Source organism: Pseudomonas sp. QS1027 (genome assembly GCF_002814235.1).
Classification (GTDB): domain Bacteria; phylum Pseudomonadota; class Gammaproteobacteria; order Pseudomonadales; family Pseudomonadaceae; genus Aquipseudomonas.
In genome coordinates this window covers 226,244-241,450 of record NZ_PHSU01000007.1, presented here as the reverse complement: position 1 = coordinate 241,450, position 15,207 = coordinate 226,244, and the positions used below count along the sequence as shown (strand labels likewise).

General features: G+C 61.0%; 17 protein-coding genes. 6 read left to right on the top strand and 11 right to left on the bottom strand.

Annotation, left to right across the window (positions count from 1 at the left end; translation table 11 throughout):
- Positions 1-3: 3 nt before the first annotated feature.
- Entirely contained in the window at positions 4-1,788 is a 1,785-nt protein-coding gene (locus tag CWE01_RS07985) for a GMC family oxidoreductase (protein WP_100939981.1), read from the bottom strand.
- Between the two features lie 2 nt (positions 1,789-1,790).
- A complete protein-coding gene (locus CWE01_RS07980) occupies positions 1,791-2,531 on the bottom strand; it encodes a gluconate 2-dehydrogenase subunit 3 family protein (protein ID WP_100939980.1) in 741 nt (246 codons plus the stop codon).
- A 300-nt stretch (positions 2,532-2,831) separates the two neighbouring features.
- Here CWE01_RS07980 and CWE01_RS07975 point away from each other — a divergent pair, with 300 nt between their 5' ends.
- On the top strand, positions 2,832-3,476 hold the full coding sequence (locus CWE01_RS07975) for a dual specificity protein phosphatase family protein (RefSeq protein WP_100939979.1): 645 nt from the start codon (positions 2,832-2,834) through the stop codon (positions 3,474-3,476).
- Here CWE01_RS07975 and CWE01_RS07970 read toward each other — a convergent pair.
- From CWE01_RS07970 to prlC, 3 genes are all read right to left on the bottom strand, one after another.
- Positions 3,454-5,574 carry a M3 family metallopeptidase gene (locus CWE01_RS07970; RefSeq protein ID WP_100939978.1) on the bottom strand — a complete coding sequence of 707 codons (2,121 nt, stop codon included), beginning with the start codon at positions 5,572-5,574 and terminating at the stop codon, positions 3,454-3,456. The genes CWE01_RS07975 and CWE01_RS07970 overlap by 23 nt on opposite strands.
- A gap of 136 nt (positions 5,575-5,710) precedes the next feature.
- Positions 5,711-5,998: a YheV family putative zinc ribbon protein gene (locus tag CWE01_RS07965; protein ID WP_100939977.1), complete on the bottom strand. Its 288-nt coding sequence runs from the start codon at positions 5,996-5,998 to the stop codon at positions 5,711-5,713.
- Complete coding sequence (gene prlC, locus CWE01_RS07960; protein ID WP_177410460.1) at positions 5,995-8,073, bottom strand: oligopeptidase A; 2,079 nt, start codon at positions 8,071-8,073, stop codon at positions 5,995-5,997. Before prlC ends, CWE01_RS07965 begins: the two co-directional genes overlap by 4 nt.
- 62 nt (positions 8,074-8,135) lie before the next feature.
- Here prlC and CWE01_RS07955 point away from each other — a divergent pair, with 62 nt between their 5' ends.
- Together CWE01_RS07955 and CWE01_RS07950 are read left to right on the top strand one after the other, a co-directional pair.
- A complete protein-coding gene (locus CWE01_RS07955) occupies positions 8,136-8,684 on the top strand; it encodes a gamma carbonic anhydrase family protein (RefSeq protein ID WP_100939976.1) in 549 nt (182 codons plus the stop codon).
- Positions 8,685-8,711: 27 nt separating this feature from the next.
- Entirely contained in the window at positions 8,712-9,356 is a 645-nt protein-coding gene (locus CWE01_RS07950) for an HAD family hydrolase (protein WP_100939975.1), read from the top strand.
- 62 nt (positions 9,357-9,418) lie between these two features.
- On the opposite strand, the gene CWE01_RS07945 is transcribed toward CWE01_RS07950, so the two are convergent.
- The gene (locus CWE01_RS07945; RefSeq protein WP_100939974.1) at positions 9,419-10,468 is read right to left on the bottom strand and encodes an aminopeptidase; all 1,050 of its coding nucleotides are present in this window, start codon (positions 10,466-10,468) and stop codon (positions 9,419-9,421) included.
- Between the two features lie 170 nt (positions 10,469-10,638).
- Here CWE01_RS07945 and CWE01_RS07940 point away from each other — a divergent pair, with 170 nt between their 5' ends.
- A complete protein-coding gene (locus CWE01_RS07940) occupies positions 10,639-11,055 on the top strand; it encodes a hypothetical protein (RefSeq protein ID WP_100939973.1) in 417 nt (138 codons plus the stop codon).
- Between the two features lie 6 nt (positions 11,056-11,061).
- On the opposite strand, the gene CWE01_RS07935 is transcribed toward CWE01_RS07940, so the two are convergent.
- Both CWE01_RS07935 and CWE01_RS07930 read right to left on the bottom strand, forming a co-directional pair.
- Positions 11,062-11,307: a DUF1161 domain-containing protein gene (locus CWE01_RS07935; protein ID WP_100939972.1), complete on the bottom strand. Its 246-nt coding sequence runs from the start codon at positions 11,305-11,307 to the stop codon at positions 11,062-11,064.
- Positions 11,308-11,434: 127 nt separating this feature from the next.
- The gene (locus CWE01_RS07930; protein WP_100939971.1) at positions 11,435-11,866 is read right to left on the bottom strand and encodes an OsmC family protein; all 432 of its coding nucleotides are present in this window, start codon (positions 11,864-11,866) and stop codon (positions 11,435-11,437) included.
- A 220-nt stretch (positions 11,867-12,086) separates the two neighbouring features.
- On the opposite strand from CWE01_RS07930, the gene CWE01_RS07925 reads away from it, so the two are divergent.
- The gene (locus CWE01_RS07925; RefSeq protein ID WP_100939970.1) at positions 12,087-13,088 is read left to right on the top strand and encodes an LLM class flavin-dependent oxidoreductase; all 1,002 of its coding nucleotides are present in this window, start codon (positions 12,087-12,089) and stop codon (positions 13,086-13,088) included.
- Between the two features lie 54 nt (positions 13,089-13,142).
- Here the strand turns inward: CWE01_RS07925 and CWE01_RS07920 are convergent, their stop codons facing one another.
- Positions 13,143-13,373, bottom strand: coding sequence for a DUF1161 domain-containing protein (locus tag CWE01_RS07920; protein ID WP_100939969.1), 231 nt, complete (start codon positions 13,371-13,373; stop codon positions 13,143-13,145).
- Positions 13,374-13,506: 133 nt separating this feature from the next.
- Entirely contained in the window at positions 13,507-13,722 is a 216-nt protein-coding gene (locus CWE01_RS07915) for a dodecin (protein ID WP_100939968.1), read from the bottom strand.
- 161 nt (positions 13,723-13,883) lie between these two features.
- Here CWE01_RS07915 and CWE01_RS07910 point away from each other — a divergent pair, with 161 nt between their 5' ends.
- The gene (locus tag CWE01_RS07910) at positions 13,884-14,210 is read left to right on the top strand and encodes a YqjD family protein (RefSeq protein ID WP_100939967.1); all 327 of its coding nucleotides are present in this window, start codon (positions 13,884-13,886) and stop codon (positions 14,208-14,210) included.
- Here CWE01_RS07910 and CWE01_RS07905 read toward each other — a convergent pair.
- Positions 14,207-15,100, bottom strand: coding sequence for a LysR family transcriptional regulator (locus CWE01_RS07905; RefSeq protein ID WP_100939966.1), 894 nt, complete (start codon positions 15,098-15,100; stop codon positions 14,207-14,209). The two genes, CWE01_RS07910 and CWE01_RS07905, sit on opposite strands and share 4 nt — an antisense overlap.
- Positions 15,101-15,207: the final 107 nt, after the last annotated feature.

Genomic DNA, 15,207 nt, shown 5'->3' with positions numbered 1-15,207 from the left:
TCCTTATGCCTGAACCAGTGGGCCGGGGTTCTTCAGGTACTGCTCGCGGATCGCCCGGGCCGACCAGTAGGTCAGCGCCGCCACCAGGCCGGTGGGGTTGTAGCCCAGGCCCTGGGGAAAGGCCGAAGCACCGGGGACAAAGACGTTGTGCACATCCCAGCATTGCAGGTAGCGGTTCAGGGCGCTGGTCTTCGGGTCGGTGCCCATGATCGCGCCACCGTTGAGGTGGGTGGTCTGGTAGGACGCAGTGTTGAAGTGCTCGCCGACCTGCTTGCCCAGCAAGGCAATGGACTTGGGATTCATCGCTTCGGCGACCTTGCTCAATTTTCCGACCATGAAGCGGTTCATCTTGATGTCGTTTTCCTGCCAGTCGAAAGTCATCCGCAGCAGCGGCAAGCCGTAGGCATCGCGGTAAACCGGGTCGAGATCCAGGTAGTTGCCCCGGTAGGACTGGTGCGCACCGTGGGCGTCCATCGACACCTGGTGGGTGTAGTAATCCGCCGTGGCGCGTTTCCAGGCACTGCCCCAGGCCGGCGTGCCGGGCGGGTTCGAGGTCCCGGCAATCGGCCGGCTGCCGGCCTGGTTGACCCACATCGGCGAGCCGCCGACAAAGCCGTGGGGGCCGTGGTCGAAGTTGTCGGCGTTGAAATCGTCGATCGCCACACCGTTGCCGCCGGCACCGATGAAGTTGTTGGTGTACACGTCCTTGTCGAAGAAGGCCTTCACGGTGGCCATGTTCTGGTAGGCGAAGTTCTTGCCCACCACGCCTTCGCCGGTGACCGGATCGTAGGGCTTGCCGATGCCGGACAGCAGCATCAGCCGCACGTTATGGAACTGGAAGGCGCCAAGAATCACCAGGTCGGCCTCTTGTTCCACCTCGCGGCCCTGGGCGTCGATGTAGGTCACGCCGGTGGCCTTGCTCTTGGTGCTGTCGAGATTGACCCGCAGCACGTGGGAATTGGGCCGCAGTTCGAAGTTCGGCACCTGTCGCAACGCCGGCAGGATGTTCACGTTCGGCGAGGCCTTGGAATACATGTAGCAGACATAACCGCTGCAGAAACCGCAGAAATTGCACGGTCCCATCTGCGCGCCGTAAGGGTTGGTGTAGGGCCCTGAAGTATTTGCCGACGGCAGGTTGTAGGGCTTGTAGCCGACTTCGCTGGCGGCTTTCTGGAACAGCTGCGCGGAGTAGGTGTTCTTCTGCGCCTCCAGCGGAAAGGGATTGGAGCGATCCGGTGCGTAGGGGTTGCCGCCCTTGCCCTGGCCGACCAGCTGGCCCTTGACGGTCCAGGCCTGGCCCGAGGTGCCGAAGACCTTTTCGGCGTAGTCGAAGAACGGTTCCAGCTCTTCGTAGCTGACGCCGAAGTCCTGGATGGTCATGTCCTTGGGAATGAAATGTTTGCCGTAGCGCTCTTCGTAGTGACTGCGGATGCGCAGCTCGATGGGGTCGACCCGAAAGTGCACGCCCGACCAGTGCAGTCCGGCCCCGCCGACGCCATTGCCCGGCAGGAACGCGCCGAGTTGGCGGTTCGGCAAGGCGACGTCGTTGACGCTATGGCGAATGGTGACGGTTTCCTTGGAGATATCCTGGAAGAGTTTCTTGCGCACGCTGTAGGTGAGTTCGTCGATCACCTGTGGGTAATTGCCGTCGGGGTAGGTGTCCTGCATCGGACCGCGTTCCAGGGCCACGACATTGAGCCCGGCTTCGGTCAGCTCCTTGGCCATGATCGCGCCGGTCCAGCCGAAACCGACGATCACTGCGTCGACCTTCTTCATTTGAATCGCCATGCTTACGCCCTCTCGCCGCGAATGGATACAGCCGGGAAGGGGTATTGCTCGTTGCGTTCAACCCAATCCATGAAGTCGGCGCGGGCGCCGGGAAAACCGACCATGGTCCAGCCCACCAGGCCCTTGTTGCCGCCATGGATCGGATCGCTGAAGAAGCCTTCCTTGGTGTTTTGCAGCAGGAAGCTGAAGAACATCTTCGGCGGGACGCTGTCGAAATCGGCGTCGCCGGCCTCCAGTCGCTTGAGCAAGGCATCCTGGGTAGCGCTGTCTTGCGCGGCAAAGGTTGAACCATGGAGTTTCTTGCACCAGGCCTCCGTGGCGGCGATGCCCAGGCGATAGATCTCGCGGGGCACCAGCTTGCTTTGCCAACCCATCTCCGGCGGCGCATCGGCGACGAAGGGGCCCTGCATAAACCACAAGGCGCCACTGGCGTAAGGCGTGTTCATTTGCCGGTCGATAAATTCCGGTACACCGGCTTCCAGGGCACCCGGCCCCTGGGCGTCGGCCGGAATCAGGCGAGCCACGGCGGCGTTGAGAAAAGCCCATTCCTCGGCGGTGAAAAAGCTCGGTTCATAATGCCCGCTGCTGACAGGCGCCTTGTCGGTGACCGCCGGCGTTGCCTGCGATGCGGCCTGCAGCACACTGCTGCCCAGGGCACTGCTCGCCACGGTGACCACCGGGATCAAGGTCAGGGTTTTGCGCAGAAACTCACGCCGCGGGTTATCTCGATCCTGCTCGGACATGGCGCTACCTCACTCATCTTGCACGCACGGGTTGATCGGCCGCTTCAATTGAGCAACCTGTCTTTTTCGGGCCACGGTTTCTATCGGGGCACTTCGGATAGAGAACACACTGGCAACCGTTAGTTACAAATGATAGCAGCCTAAGCATCAAGATGAATCGATTCAGCTAAAAATCTCGGCCTTTCCCGCACCCATTCCACCCGTCTCACAAATCTTTGACACTCGACTCACGGGCTTTTGATCCGTAAAAATCAATGCTATAGGGCAATGTCGAGTTCTCTTTTTCCGGGCGCCGTCCATATGTCGATCGTTCGCTGGTGTTCCCTCCTTGGCCTGATGCTGATCAGTGGCCTGGTGCTGCTCGTCGCCCAGGCCGGCGACAACAACAGCCAACGCCCGCCACAATGGGCCACGCCGGTGGGCAACCTGTACAACCTCAGCCAGATGACCCCGACGCTCTATCGCAGCACCTTGCCCGACAGCAATGCCCTGCCGATCCTGGCCAGGCTGAACATCACCACGGTGATCAACTTCCAGCCGGAGGCCGACTCCAGCTGGCTGTCGGCCCCGGGCATCAAGCAGGTGCAACTGCCCTACCGGATCGGCCATGTCGATGACGCCGACGTATTGACCGTCTTGCGCGCGATCAAGGACGCCGAGGGCCAGGGCTCGGTGTTGATCCACGACCGCCCGGGCACGGAGCGCACCGGCCTGATGGCGGCAATGTACCGCGTGGTGGTGCAGGGCTGGAGCAAGGAGGAAGCCCTGAGCGAAATGATGATGGGCGGGTTCGGCGATAGCACGTACTTCAAGGACAGCATCCGCTACATGATGCAAGCGCCGGTCGACAAGCTACGCGAGGCCCTGGCCAGCGGCGCGTGCAGCACCAGCCCCTACGCCACCTGCGCGGTGCAGAGCTGGCTCAAGTCGGCAGAGGAGCGGTGAGTTCATCGAGGGTTCTGCCCAGAAACGCCTCGACGGATGCCAGGATGGGTCGCGAAGCGCTCGGTGCAAACACCCGCTCACGCAGGCGCTTGCCTTCTTCATGGTTGAAAAGCCCCCTGTCTTCAAAACGGGCGAAGACCGTCTGGGCGAGTGCCTGGCTCCAGGGGTAGACAAAGTAGGCCGCCCCCGCACCGGTCACCAGCTCGTTGAAGCTGAAGGCAAGGTTGTCAGTCTCCGGTTCCGGGAGCACCAACACCTGTTCACTCACGCGTGCCACGCACTCGCGGATGGTGTGCCCGGGATCAACAATATCCAGGTAGGCTTGCTCGGATGTTCGCTTGGGCCCGGAAAGCTCCTGATGCAATTCAACAGCGAGCGACGCGAGCATCAACGTGCGGGCCTCCTGCAGCCCTTTCTGACGGGTCAGCAAAATCATCAAGCTATCGGCCTGCCGGTGAGAAAGCGGCTCCCCCGTCTGGTGGTGCCGACCGATCTGAACGAGGAAGTCGCGCGAACAACACCACTGTTCCATCAGCGCCGCAAAAAACTCCCCGGACTCCCAGGCGTAATTGATGCCCAGCAGGCCAGAGTGCTCGTCACGATTGAGCAGTTGCTGCAGACACCGTCCAAACTCCCTGAACAAGGTTCTGCTCCGCTCAGGTTTCAACAATAGCGGCTGACCGGACAAGGTCGGCAATAGCGAGCAGGACAAGACAGCAATGGGTAACTCCAGCGCTCTCAGCCCGGCAACTGGCAACTGGCGGTTCGCCGGGAATGCCACACCGATGTCAGTGGTCTTTTCGTCACGCGCGAACAGATCGAAAAACAGATAACCGATCGTCATCCCATTCTCGTGTACCTCGAACGGGCGAACGCTCTTGTCCCAGGTATCCAGCTCTTTACGTGCAATAAATTCAATACCAAACAGATGGCTGGCCAACCCCAGAAGTCCCTGGAGAACCTGTTCAAGTTCGAAGTATGCACTCAGTTCCTTCTCACCGATCCCCGCCAGTTGCCCACGCAACCTCTTGGCATAGAATGCATAGTCCAGGGGCTGGAGGTCGGCCTGGCCTTCGTGCATGGCGAATTGCCGAAGCTCTTTTGCCTCTTGAATCCAACCAGGCTTTTGCCTCGCCGTCCAAGATGCGAGGAAGCACCTGACCTGATGGGGAGAGGTCAACGAGAGTTTCTGCAACTGCAACTCGGCACTATTGGCGAAACCCAGCAACCTGGCCTTTTCAGTTCGAGCAACCAGAAGCCTGCTCAGCACAGATGCATTGCCATAGAGGCCACTGGCAGCACGCGTAACACTGGCCTCGTACACCGAACGCCGAACAACCGCAGACTTCGCATCCGCCAATAGCGCATTGACCACCTGCGGATCGTCCCAGTTGATTCGACAAGCCTCTAGAGGCGCAAACACCCCATCCACCACCGCACGGACCTCTGGCGAACTATCACAACTGATAGTCCAGTCCGTCAGTTTCGATAAGTAGCAGGATTTAATCGCCGCCCGGTCCTCGTCAGATAGCCCCTCGAGCACATCAGGATTCAAGCTTCCGAGATTGCGGTTGGCCCAGAGGTTGGCCCCCGAAACATTCTCCAGGAAACGCGATTCCAATTCATGGATATGCCTATCCAGCTCTTGAACCTTGGTCCGTTGCTCCAAATGCGTTCCCGCCAGGCGGAAATCACCCAGGATCGACTCAAGCATCGCTTTGCTCGAGGTTGCAGTCTCTTTGCTCGCCAACCATTGATAGCCTGCAAAGAGCCCCTGACTTTGCCTGAGTACCCGCAGGTAATTGGCATAAAGCTCACGACAATACTTGAGCGCACATCCCCATTCCGGGCCTGGGCGGGCGTTGCTCAGGACCATCACCATGCCATGGAGTCGCGACAGGCAGGCGTGCGAAAGAGCGGTCCTCTTGAAAAATTCGTCCCAGTCCGGGTACATGTCCGGATCGTCGGCAATCTTTCCGAGCTCACACAAATTGCCTTGAATGATGATGTTGAACGCCGGGATCAGGTGCTCGACACGCACCGACGAGTAGTTCGGCAGCTCCAGACTTTCTTGCAACAGAGGATTAACAGTATCCACAGTTCACTCCTTGAAAAACGCAGACCAAAAGCCGGTTTGCGTAAAGACCCAGCTTAGGGAGGCCGGCCTCTTCAGGAGTGATGCAGGGATAAGACATCCCGGGCCTTGAGCGACCCGGGACAGGGGAACGACTTGATTACTGGCCGTCGGGCTTTTTCAGCTTGGGATTGGGAAAGAACTGTACGGTCTGGACCTTGTTGTCCTGCGGCGCCTTGACCGGTGCGGTATTGACCCGCGTACCCAGCTCCTTGGGCACCGACAAGCCCTGTTCATTCAGGGTGTCGGCATAACCGCAAGCCACGCACTCACGGTGCGGAACGTCGTCCTCGCTCCACATCATCAGCTTGTCCTGCTCGCTGCACGCCGGGCAGACCGCCCCGGCGATAAAGCGCTTCTTGGTCTTGATCACAGGTGCCTCACTCATGCCGCGGCATCCTCGCTCAGGCCGCTGTGACGCAAGAGTGCGTCAATCGACGGCTCGCGGCCACGGAAGTCGACGAACAGCACCATCGGCGCCTGGGAGCCACCGCGCGCCAGGATCGCTTCACGGAAGGCACGCCCGGTCTGCGCGTTCAGCACACCGTCTTCCTCGAACTTGGAGAAGGCGTCGGCCGACAGCACTTCGGCCCACTTGTAGCTGTAGTAGCCCGCCGCGTAACCGCCGGCGAAAATGTGCGCAAAGCTGTTGGGGAAGCGGTTGTAGGCCGGCGGACGCATCACCGAGACCTCGTCGCGCACGCCTTCGAGAACCTGCGCCACGCTGCGGCCATCACCGTGGGTGGCATGCAGTTCGAAGTCGAACAGCGAGAATTCCAGCTGGCGCACCATCATCAGCCCGGACTGGAAGTTCTTCGCCGCGAGCATTTTTTCCAGCAGGTCCTGGGGCAGCGACTCGCCGCTTTCGTAGTGGCCGGAGATCAGCGCCAGGCCTTCGGGCTCCCAGCACCAGTTCTCCATGAACTGGCTCGGCAGCTCCACGGCATCCCAGGCCACGCCATTGATACCGGATACGCCGGCATGCTCGACGCGGGTCAGCAGGTGGTGCAGGCCATGGCCGAATTCGTGGAACAGGGTGGTGACTTCGTCATGGGTCAGCAGGGCCGGCTTGCCGCTGTCGGCCGGGGCAAAGTTGCACACCAGGTTGGCCACCGGACTTTGCAGTACACCATCGACGGTACGCCGACGGTCGCGGGCGCCGTCCATCCAGGCCCCGCCGCGCTTGTTGGCGCGGGCATAGAGGTCAAAGAAGAAACGCCCGACGTGCTGGCCGTTTTCCTTGATTTCGAACAGGCGGACATCCGGGTGCCAGGTGTCGAAACCGCTCTGCTCGGCAATCTCGATGCCGTACAGGCGCTGGACAATGGCGAACAGGCCGCCCAGCACCTTGTCGATCGGGAAGTACGCGCGCAGGGCTTCCTGGGAAACGCTGTAGCGTTGTTCACGCAGCTTCTCGCCGTAGTAACCGCTGTCCCAGCTTTGCAGCTCGGCGCAGCCTTGCTCGGCGGCGTAGGCCTTGAGCTGCTGCAGGTCCTGGGCGGCAAACGGCTTGCTGCGCTTGGCCAGGTCACGCAGGAAGGTCAGCACCTGGTCGCTGGAATCGGCCATCTTGGTTGCCAGGCTCAATTCCGAGAAGCTGGCGAAACCCAACAATTGGGCCAGTTCCTGGCGCAGGTCGAGGATCTCTTCCATCACCGGACCATTGTCGTACTTGCCCGCATTCGGGCCCTGGTCCGAGGCCCGGGTGCAGTAGGCGGCGTACACCTCTTCGCGCAGGGCGCGGTCCTGGGCGTAGGTCATCACCGCGTAGTAGCTCGGGAATTCCAGGGTGATCAACCAGCCGTCCAGGCCCTTGGCCTGGGCTGCGGCGGCCATTTGCGCCTTGGAGGAATCGCTCAGCCCGGCAAGACCGGCCTCATCGGTGACGTGCCGGGTCCAGGCCTGGGTCGCGTCGAGCAACTGGTTGGAGAAGCGGCTGCCCAGTTCGGACAGCTTGCTCTGCACTTCGGCATAGCGCTGCTGCTGCTCGGGCGGCAGGTCGATACCCGACAGGCGGAAGTCGCGCAGGGAGTGTTCGAGGATGGTTTTCTGGCCCACGTCGAAGCTGGCGGCCTGCGGGCTGTTCGCCAGGGCTTCGAACGCCTGGAACAGTTCACGGTTCTGGCCCAGCTCCGTGGAGTAGGCGCTCAAGGCCGGCAGGCAGGCCTCGTAGGCTTCACGCAATTCGGCGCTGTTGCACACCGCATTGAGGTGGCTGACCGGACTCCAGGCGGCGCCCAGGCGATCGTTGAGTTCATCCATCGCCAGGATCAGCCCGGCCCAGGTAGGCTGTTGGCCCTGGGCGGCGAGGATGTCGGCGATGGCCGCACGGTTGTCCGCCAGGATCTGTTCGATGGCCGGCAGCACGTGTTCCGCGCGGATCGCCGAGAACGGCGGCAGGTCGTAGGACTGCAGAAGAGGGTTGTTCACGCTCACGGTTGGCACCTTGGCTGGAAGAAACATGGGCCCATCTTAATTACAATCGACGTCGACCGCAGCTATCACCCAAAGAGAGAGCGCCTATCGTGACCCTTCGTACCTATCAGAACCTCACGCCGGCACTCGGTGAACGGGCCTTTGTCGACCGTTCGGCGGTGGTGATCGGCGACGTCGAAATCGGCGCCGACAGCTCCATCTGGCCGTTGACCGTGATCCGTGGCGACATGCACCGCATCCGTATCGGCCAGCGCACCAGCGTGCAGGACGGCTGCGTGTTGCATATCACCCACGCCGGGCCTTTCAACCCCGACGGCTTCCCGCTACTGATCGGCGACGACGTGACCATTGCCCACAAGGTCATGCTGCATGGCTGCACGGTGGGCAGCCGGATTCTGATCGGCATGGGCAGCATCGTCATGGACGGCGCGGTGATCGAGGACGAGGTGATCGTCGGCGCCGGCAGCCTGGTGCCGCCGGGCAAGGTCCTGGAAAGCGGTTTTCTCTATGTCGGCAGCCCGGTCAAGCAGGCGCGGGCGTTGACGGACAAGGAGCGGGCGTTTTTCACCTACAGCGCGGCGAACTACGTGAAGCTCAAGGACCTGCACATGGCCGAAGGTTATCATCAGGTCGATTGATTATTTTTTGTACAACCAGGACATCCCATGCATTACCAGACGATTCTCTTCGACCTCGACGGCACCCTGACCGACCCGCGCGAGGGCATCACCCGTTCGATCCAGTACGCGCTGGGCAAACTGGGTATCGACGAGCCGGACCTCGGCAAGCTCGAACACTTTATCGGCCCGCCGTTGTTGCAGGCGTTCATGCAGTTCTACGGGTTTGACGAGGCCAAGGCCTGGGAGGCGGTGAACTTCTACCGGGAGCGCTTCAAGGTCACCGGGCTGTATGAGAACCGGGTGTTCGAAGGGGTCACGCCGTTGCTGGAGCTGTTGAGCGGGCAGGGGCGCACGCTGTATATCGCCACGTCCAAGCCCTGGGTGTTTGCCCGGGAGATTGCCCGGCATTTCGATTTTGCCCGGCACTTCAAGGTGATCTACGGCAGCGAGCTGGATGGCACGCGGACCGACAAGGTCGAGCTGATTGCCCACCTGATGGCCGAAGAAGGGCTGGAACCGAAGGACACGCTGATGATCGGCGACCGCAAGCACGACCTGATCGGTGCGCAGCGCAATGGTCTGGATGCGGCGGCGGTGGGGTATGGGTTTGGCAGTTTCGAGGAATTGAGTGCGCAGCAGCCGACTTATCATTTCGAGACGTTGGCGCAGTTGCATCGGGCGTTTGTGTAAGGTGCTGGACCGCAGGATGAAACGGGACCTGTAGGAGCAGGGCTTGCCCGCGAAAGCGTCAGTCAGCCGGGCATCAACTTGCGCAACGCCGCCGTACGCTCGTCGACCGGTAAGCCCCCAAGCCTTTCCACGGCCTTGAAGAACGACGGCCAATCGCCATTCACCTGTTTGAACAACGCCGCAAACGCCGGCACCCACTGGTCATACAGCCCGAAGGGCAGCAGCTTGGCGTTATTCAGCGGCCCATTGATCCAGGCGTCATAACGCTTGTCGCCGGCCCACTGACTCGCCTGCATCTGATGGTATTCGTCACGCAAGCGCTGGAACTCCTGCGCCTTGCGCTCCCGCATCTGCTCAACCGGCAACGCCTGCGCATACAGCTGCTGCAAGCGCGCCCGGGTATTCAGCACCAGCTCGATAAACTGATCCTTCTGCGCCACCTCATTGACCTTGGCCGGTGGCAAGCCTCGCGCCGTCCGCCATTGCCGCGTGCCTTCCTGCTCGACGAAGTTGGCATAGGACTCGTTGAACTCGGTGTCATCCTTCACATAAAAGCGCTGGTGCGCCAGCTCATGAAAGATCAGCGTTGCCAGGCGCTCGTCGCCCCAGGTCAGCATCGAACTGATAATCGGGTCGTCGAACCAGCCCAGGGTCGAGTAGGCCTCGACCCCACCGATATACACGTCCATGCCCTGCTGTTTCTGCAGCGCCGCCTCACCCCGCGCCGCGCCCTGGTTGTAATAGCCGCGATAGGCCACGCAGCCGGCAATCGGGAAACAGTGCTGCTGCGGGGTCAGGGAAAATTCCGGCGTGGCGAAGACATTCCAGACCACATAAGGGCGTTTGATATCCGCATACAAACGGTAACTGCGGTTATCCGGCAGGTGCAGATGCTCGCTGGCAAAGGCCCGCGCCCGCTGGGACTGGGCCAGGTGTTCGCGCAGCTTCGGGTCACGGGTCGGGTCGGCAATCACCTCGGCCACCGGCTCCCGAGCCTGCAACAGGCTCAGCTGGCCACCGGCCAGTTGGCTATAATAATCGAGACTGCTGCAACCACCGAGCAACAGCAGCAAGGCGCCTATCGAACTGCGTACCACGGGCCTGAACATCATGGGAGTCACCAGCAAGGAGCAGACACAAGACTAGCGCGCGGGCTGAAGACTTTTCCATGAAGATTATCGAGGTTGAGCTGTTCACCGCAGGCAGGCCCCGCCACCACAAGCTTCACGCCCGGAGCCCCTGAACGCGGGTATGCTGATCTCCTGAACAGAGTGGAAACATCATGCGTAAACATCTCCCCGTACTTTTCGCCCTCGCCAGCCTGGGCGGCTGTATCAGTCCGTTACCGGCGGTGAACCCGCAAATGGCCTGGGTCGACCTGGACACCCACACTGGCACGGTGATCATGGCCGAAAGCCTGGACAAGCAGCGTCTGCGCGACGGACGCTTTTTCCAGGTGACACCGGGCAGCCATGACCTCCTGGCGCGTTTCGATTTCGAGGTCTATGTCGGCGGCATGGCGATGAACACCGATCCGCCGAATCGTCTGTGCTATCTGAGCGTGCACTACGACCACTTCGAAGCCGGCCAGCGTTACCGCCTGGAGGGCATCGCCCTGGGCTTCAACGCCAGCGCGCGGCTGTACAACGACAAGGGTGAAGTGGTGGCCGAGCAAAACAATGTGTTCTGCATTCCGTAGCCAGCTTCAGCGATCGTTCTTCTGGTAGATGATTTTCTTGCTGCCACCTTCGCAACTGCCCACGACCATATTCTGGTCGTGGACGTCATGGGTGGCGACGATTTCCAGAGTGTAGGAACTGACGCCGGACGCCTGGATCTTGGTTTCGATCTCGGCCTTGAGCTCTTCACACGGCTTGGTCGCGGCCAAGGCCGAGGCCGAGGCCGAAGTGGCCAGTGCGCAACAGAAAATCCCCAGGGCAATACGTTTCATGGTCGAACTCCTTGACTACGGCAGCGCGCCGCAAGGGCGTACGCAGAAGCTGCCACCACATCATTCGACCACAATTGCACCCGCCAAGTTCTGATCCACCTCACACCCGGCGCTTGCCGCAGCCCGATCAGTGCACCAGGGTCGCGTCCAGGCTGATCTTCGCGTTCAGCACCTTGGACACCGGGCAACCTTCCTTGGCCTTTTTGCTCAGTTCATCGAACTGCTGCTGGCTGGCACCGGGAATTTTCGCCTTGAGAATCAAGTGCACCGCGGTGATCGCAAAGCCGCCGTCGACCTGATCCAGGGTCACTTCGGCCTGGGTGTCGATACTGTCGGCCTTGAGCCCGGCATCGCCGAGGATCATCGAAAAGGCCATGGAGAAACACCCCGCGTGCGCGGCGCCGATCAGTTCTTCCGGGTTGGTGCCCTTGCCGCCTTCGAAACGCGCCTTGAAACCGTACGGCGCTTCGCGCAACACCCCGGTTTCCGTGGAAATGGAACCGATACCGGTTTTCAGGTCGCCTGCCCAATGAGCCGATGCTTTCTTCGTGATACTCATAGCTGCCTCCTCAAAAGCCGACGCGAAGGGTTCACGCCGGGGTCAAGGTTCTGAGGATAGACGCTGGTTCAAAGTTCACTTTGTAAGACTCATCTGAAAAAAATGCAGGTTAAAAACAGCTCTGCCCTTGAAACTCGGGTATATGCCCACATTCCCTGGAGACCGGCAGGTTTTTCGACAGCAGACGAAGCCTGCGTACCCTCACAGGAGTAGCAGGCTCATGAAGCGACTGTCCGACATCAAGTTTTCCACCCTCGACCTGGTGCCCGTGCGCCAGGACGGCAGCCCGGGCCAATCCCTGCGTAATTCGCTGGATCTGGCCCGTCATGTGGAAAAGTTCGGCTATCACCGCTTCTGGGTCGCCGAGCACCACAACATGGACGGTATCGCCAGTTCGGCCACGTCCGTGCTGCTGGGTTACCTGGCGGGCGGCACCTCGACCATTCGCGTCGGTTCCGGCGGCGTGATGCTGCCCAACCATGCGCCGCTGGTGATCGCTGAACAGTTCGGCACCCTGGAAAGTCTCTACCCCGGCCGTATCGACCTGGGCCTGGGCCGAGCCCCGGGTTCCGACCAGATGACCGCCCGGGCCTTGCGCCGCGAGCGCTCGGGCAGCGCCGACGACTTCCCCGAGGATGTCACTGAGCTGATGGGCTACCTCGGCCCGCGCACGCCGGAACAACGGGTGATCGCCATGCCGGGCACCGGCACCCAGGTGCCGGTCTGGTTGCTGGGTTCAAGCCTGTTCAGTGCACAGCTGGCCGGGGAAAGGGGTTTGCCCTACGCCTTCGCCTCACATTTCGCACCGCGCTACATGCATGAAGCGATTCGCGTCTACCGCAATCACTTCAAGCCTTCGGCGGTGCTCGACAAGCCCTACGTGATGCTCGGCGTGCCACTGGTGGCCGCGGATACCGATGAAAAAGCCGACTACCTGGCGACTTCGGTGTACCAGCGCATCCTCGCGCTGATGCGTGGCCAGAGCCTGGTGCAACGGCCGCCGGTGGAAACCATGGATGGCCTGTGGCTGCCCCACGAGAGAGAAGCGGTGGCGAGTTTCCTCGGCCTGGCGATGGTCGGCAGCCCCGAGAAGATCCGCGCCAAGCTGGAAGTCCTGATCGAGCAGACCCAGGCCGATGAGCTGATCTTCACCTGTGACCTGTATGAACATGCCGATCGGCTGCATTCCTACGAGTTGCTGGCACAGGTCATGAAAGGCTGACCGCCAGAGACAAAAAAGCCGGCGCCTGGCGCCGGCCTTGATACCCACTCACGCTTATTTGCGCTTGTAGACGATTTCCTTCTTGCCCGCCTCACAGCGGCCAACGGTCTTGCCATCGGAACCCGTATTGCTGCCAGCATCGACGATCTGCAGCGAATAACCATGGATACCCTTGGCTTCAATCTTGTCCTTGATTTCCTTCTCCACCACGTCGCATGGCTTGCCCGCCGCAAGGGCGGTTCCCGCCAGACTCAACAACGCTACCGCCAGCACAAGCTTCTTCATCGATCATATTCCCTGGTCAGATCAAAAAAGTGCGTCGGCTTTTGGGCGACGCACTAGGGGCCATTTAGCGCCCTCTGTATAGCAATCAATATGGCAGTCGGCCAGTCTATAAGTTCAAAAGGCCAGTATTTGTTCAGCTATTGGCGATTCTGAAGCCGACTTTCAGGGTGACCTGGAAGTGCGCGGCCTTGTTGTCCTTGATATGCCCCCGGGTATCGAGCACCTCGAACCATTCCAGATGCTTGATGCTTTTACCGGCTTCGGCCAGGGCATTGTTGATGGCGTCTTCGATGCTGGTGGGGGAAGAACCTACCAGTTCGATTTTCTTGTAGGTGTGGTGGTCGCTCATGCTGTTCTCCTAAGTCCCGGGGGCTGTCCAGAGAGCCTAGCAGTGATTTTTCCCACAGCTCGGATCGAGAGATCCTGAAATGCGATGCAGATTTTCTGCACTTTCACAGCGTGCTGAAGTCCCAATCTGCACACGCCACTCAACTGCGGGAGAACGCCGATATGGCCAGCAACTCACTACGCAAAGCCTCATTGCAAAGCATGGAAGCCGAAATCGAGAGTCTGCTCAAGTCCCTCGAAAGCCTCAAGGACGACGCCTCGGACGAGTCGCGCAAAACCCTCAAGGCCCTCAGGAGCAATGCCGAGAATGCCCTCAAGCATTCACGTCACCTGCTCAGCGATGCTTATGAAGAGGTCAAGGTCAGAACCCGCGAAACCGGGATCGCGACCCGGGATTATGCCCAGGAACATCCGTGGACAACCGCCGGTGTCGCGGTGGGTGCGCTGGGGCTGTTGGCCGCTTACCTGCTGTGCAAACGCGGGGACTAAACGCCGCGTTCCAACTCGGTCTTGAGCCATTGCGCCAACTGCTGGGCGCGCCCGTCCGCGGCGCGCCGAGGTAGCCACAAGGCCAGCCGTCCCGGGGTTTCATTGAAACCCCAGGGCGCCACCAGCCGACCGGCACGCAAATCGTCCGCCACCAATGGCTGTGGCGCGATCGCCACCCCCAACCCGGCCACCGCCGCTTCGAGCAGGTAGTACAGGTGCTCGAAACCCTGCCCGTACTTCAATTCCGCCACCTCTATACCGTTCTGCCGCGCCCAGCTGGGCCAGGCCTGCGGTCGGGAAGTGGTGTGCAACAGCGCCTCGCCCACCAGGCCACGGGCCGGTGCCCGCAGCAATGACTCATAACCGGCGAAATGCGGACTCATGACCGGCCCGATGCGCTCGCTCGCCAGCTCAACCACCTGCATATCCGCCGGCCATGGCGGCTCGGCGAACAGCAGCAGGGCATCGAGCCCCGGCTTGCGCGGATCGAGGTCACCTTCGCCCGCCGACAGATGCAGGCGCAAGTCGGGCAAGTCGGCATTCAGCCGCCCCAGTCGCGGAATAAACCAGCGCGCCAGCAGGCTCCCGGAACAACCCAGCACAAACGGCGCGTCCGCCGTACTTTGAGTCAACTCGGCACAGACCGCCCGCAGCCGCTCGAACGCCTCGAAACTGGCGTCGCGCAGGCGAACGCCCGCATCTGTGAGTTTAAGGCCGCGCCCGTCCTTGACGAACAGGCTCAGGCCCAAGTGCTCTTCAAGCACTTTCAACTGCCGGCTGACCGCTCCATGGGTCACATGCAGCTGTTCGGCCGCCTGACTGACGCTGTTCAAGCGGGCGGTAGCCTCGAAGGCGCGCAAGGCATTGAGCGGGGGAAGGTCACGGCTCATGGTATCTGTGAGTTTTCCTGACAGGTTACGGCGATCTTATCGGTTTTCATCCGCGCCTGTCATGGTTAGAGTGAACCCCATCGAACATTCAATCACCCACCTGGAGC

Excerpts from the sequence above, each read along its gene's own strand:
- CWE01_RS07985 (WP_100939981.1), bottom strand. The coding sequence starts at position 1,788 with ATGGCGATTCAAATGAAGAAGGTCGACGCAGTGATCGTCGGTTTCGGC.
- CWE01_RS07980 (WP_100939980.1), bottom strand. The coding sequence starts at position 2,531 with ATGTCCGAGCAGGATCGAGATAACCCGCGGCGTGAGTTTCTGCGCAAA.
- CWE01_RS07975 (WP_100939979.1), top strand. The coding sequence starts at position 2,832 with ATGTCGATCGTTCGCTGGTGTTCCCTCCTTGGCCTGATGCTGATCAGT.
- CWE01_RS07965 (WP_100939977.1), bottom strand. The coding sequence starts at position 5,998 with ATGAGTGAGGCACCTGTGATCAAGACCAAGAAGCGCTTTATCGCCGGG.
- prlC (WP_177410460.1), bottom strand. The coding sequence starts at position 8,073 with ATGTTTCTTCCAGCCAAGGTGCCAACCGTGAGCGTGAACAACCCTCTT.
- CWE01_RS07950 (WP_100939975.1), top strand. The coding sequence starts at position 8,712 with ATGCATTACCAGACGATTCTCTTCGACCTCGACGGCACCCTGACCGAC.
- CWE01_RS07945 (WP_100939974.1), bottom strand. The coding sequence starts at position 10,468 with ATGATGTTCAGGCCCGTGGTACGCAGTTCGATAGGCGCCTTGCTGCTG.
- CWE01_RS07940 (WP_100939973.1), top strand. The coding sequence starts at position 10,639 with ATGCGTAAACATCTCCCCGTACTTTTCGCCCTCGCCAGCCTGGGCGGC.
- CWE01_RS07935 (WP_100939972.1), bottom strand. The coding sequence starts at position 11,307 with ATGAAACGTATTGCCCTGGGGATTTTCTGTTGCGCACTGGCCACTTCG.
- CWE01_RS07930 (WP_100939971.1), bottom strand. The coding sequence starts at position 11,866 with ATGAGTATCACGAAGAAAGCATCGGCTCATTGGGCAGGCGACCTGAAA.
- CWE01_RS07925 (WP_100939970.1), top strand. The coding sequence starts at position 12,087 with ATGAAGCGACTGTCCGACATCAAGTTTTCCACCCTCGACCTGGTGCCC.
- CWE01_RS07920 (WP_100939969.1), bottom strand. The coding sequence starts at position 13,373 with ATGAAGAAGCTTGTGCTGGCGGTAGCGTTGTTGAGTCTGGCGGGAACC.
- CWE01_RS07915 (WP_100939968.1), bottom strand. The coding sequence starts at position 13,722 with ATGAGCGACCACCACACCTACAAGAAAATCGAACTGGTAGGTTCTTCC.
- CWE01_RS07910 (WP_100939967.1), top strand. The coding sequence starts at position 13,884 with ATGGCCAGCAACTCACTACGCAAAGCCTCATTGCAAAGCATGGAAGCC.
- CWE01_RS07905 (WP_100939966.1), bottom strand. The coding sequence starts at position 15,100 with ATGAGCCGTGACCTTCCCCCGCTCAATGCCTTGCGCGCCTTCGAGGCT.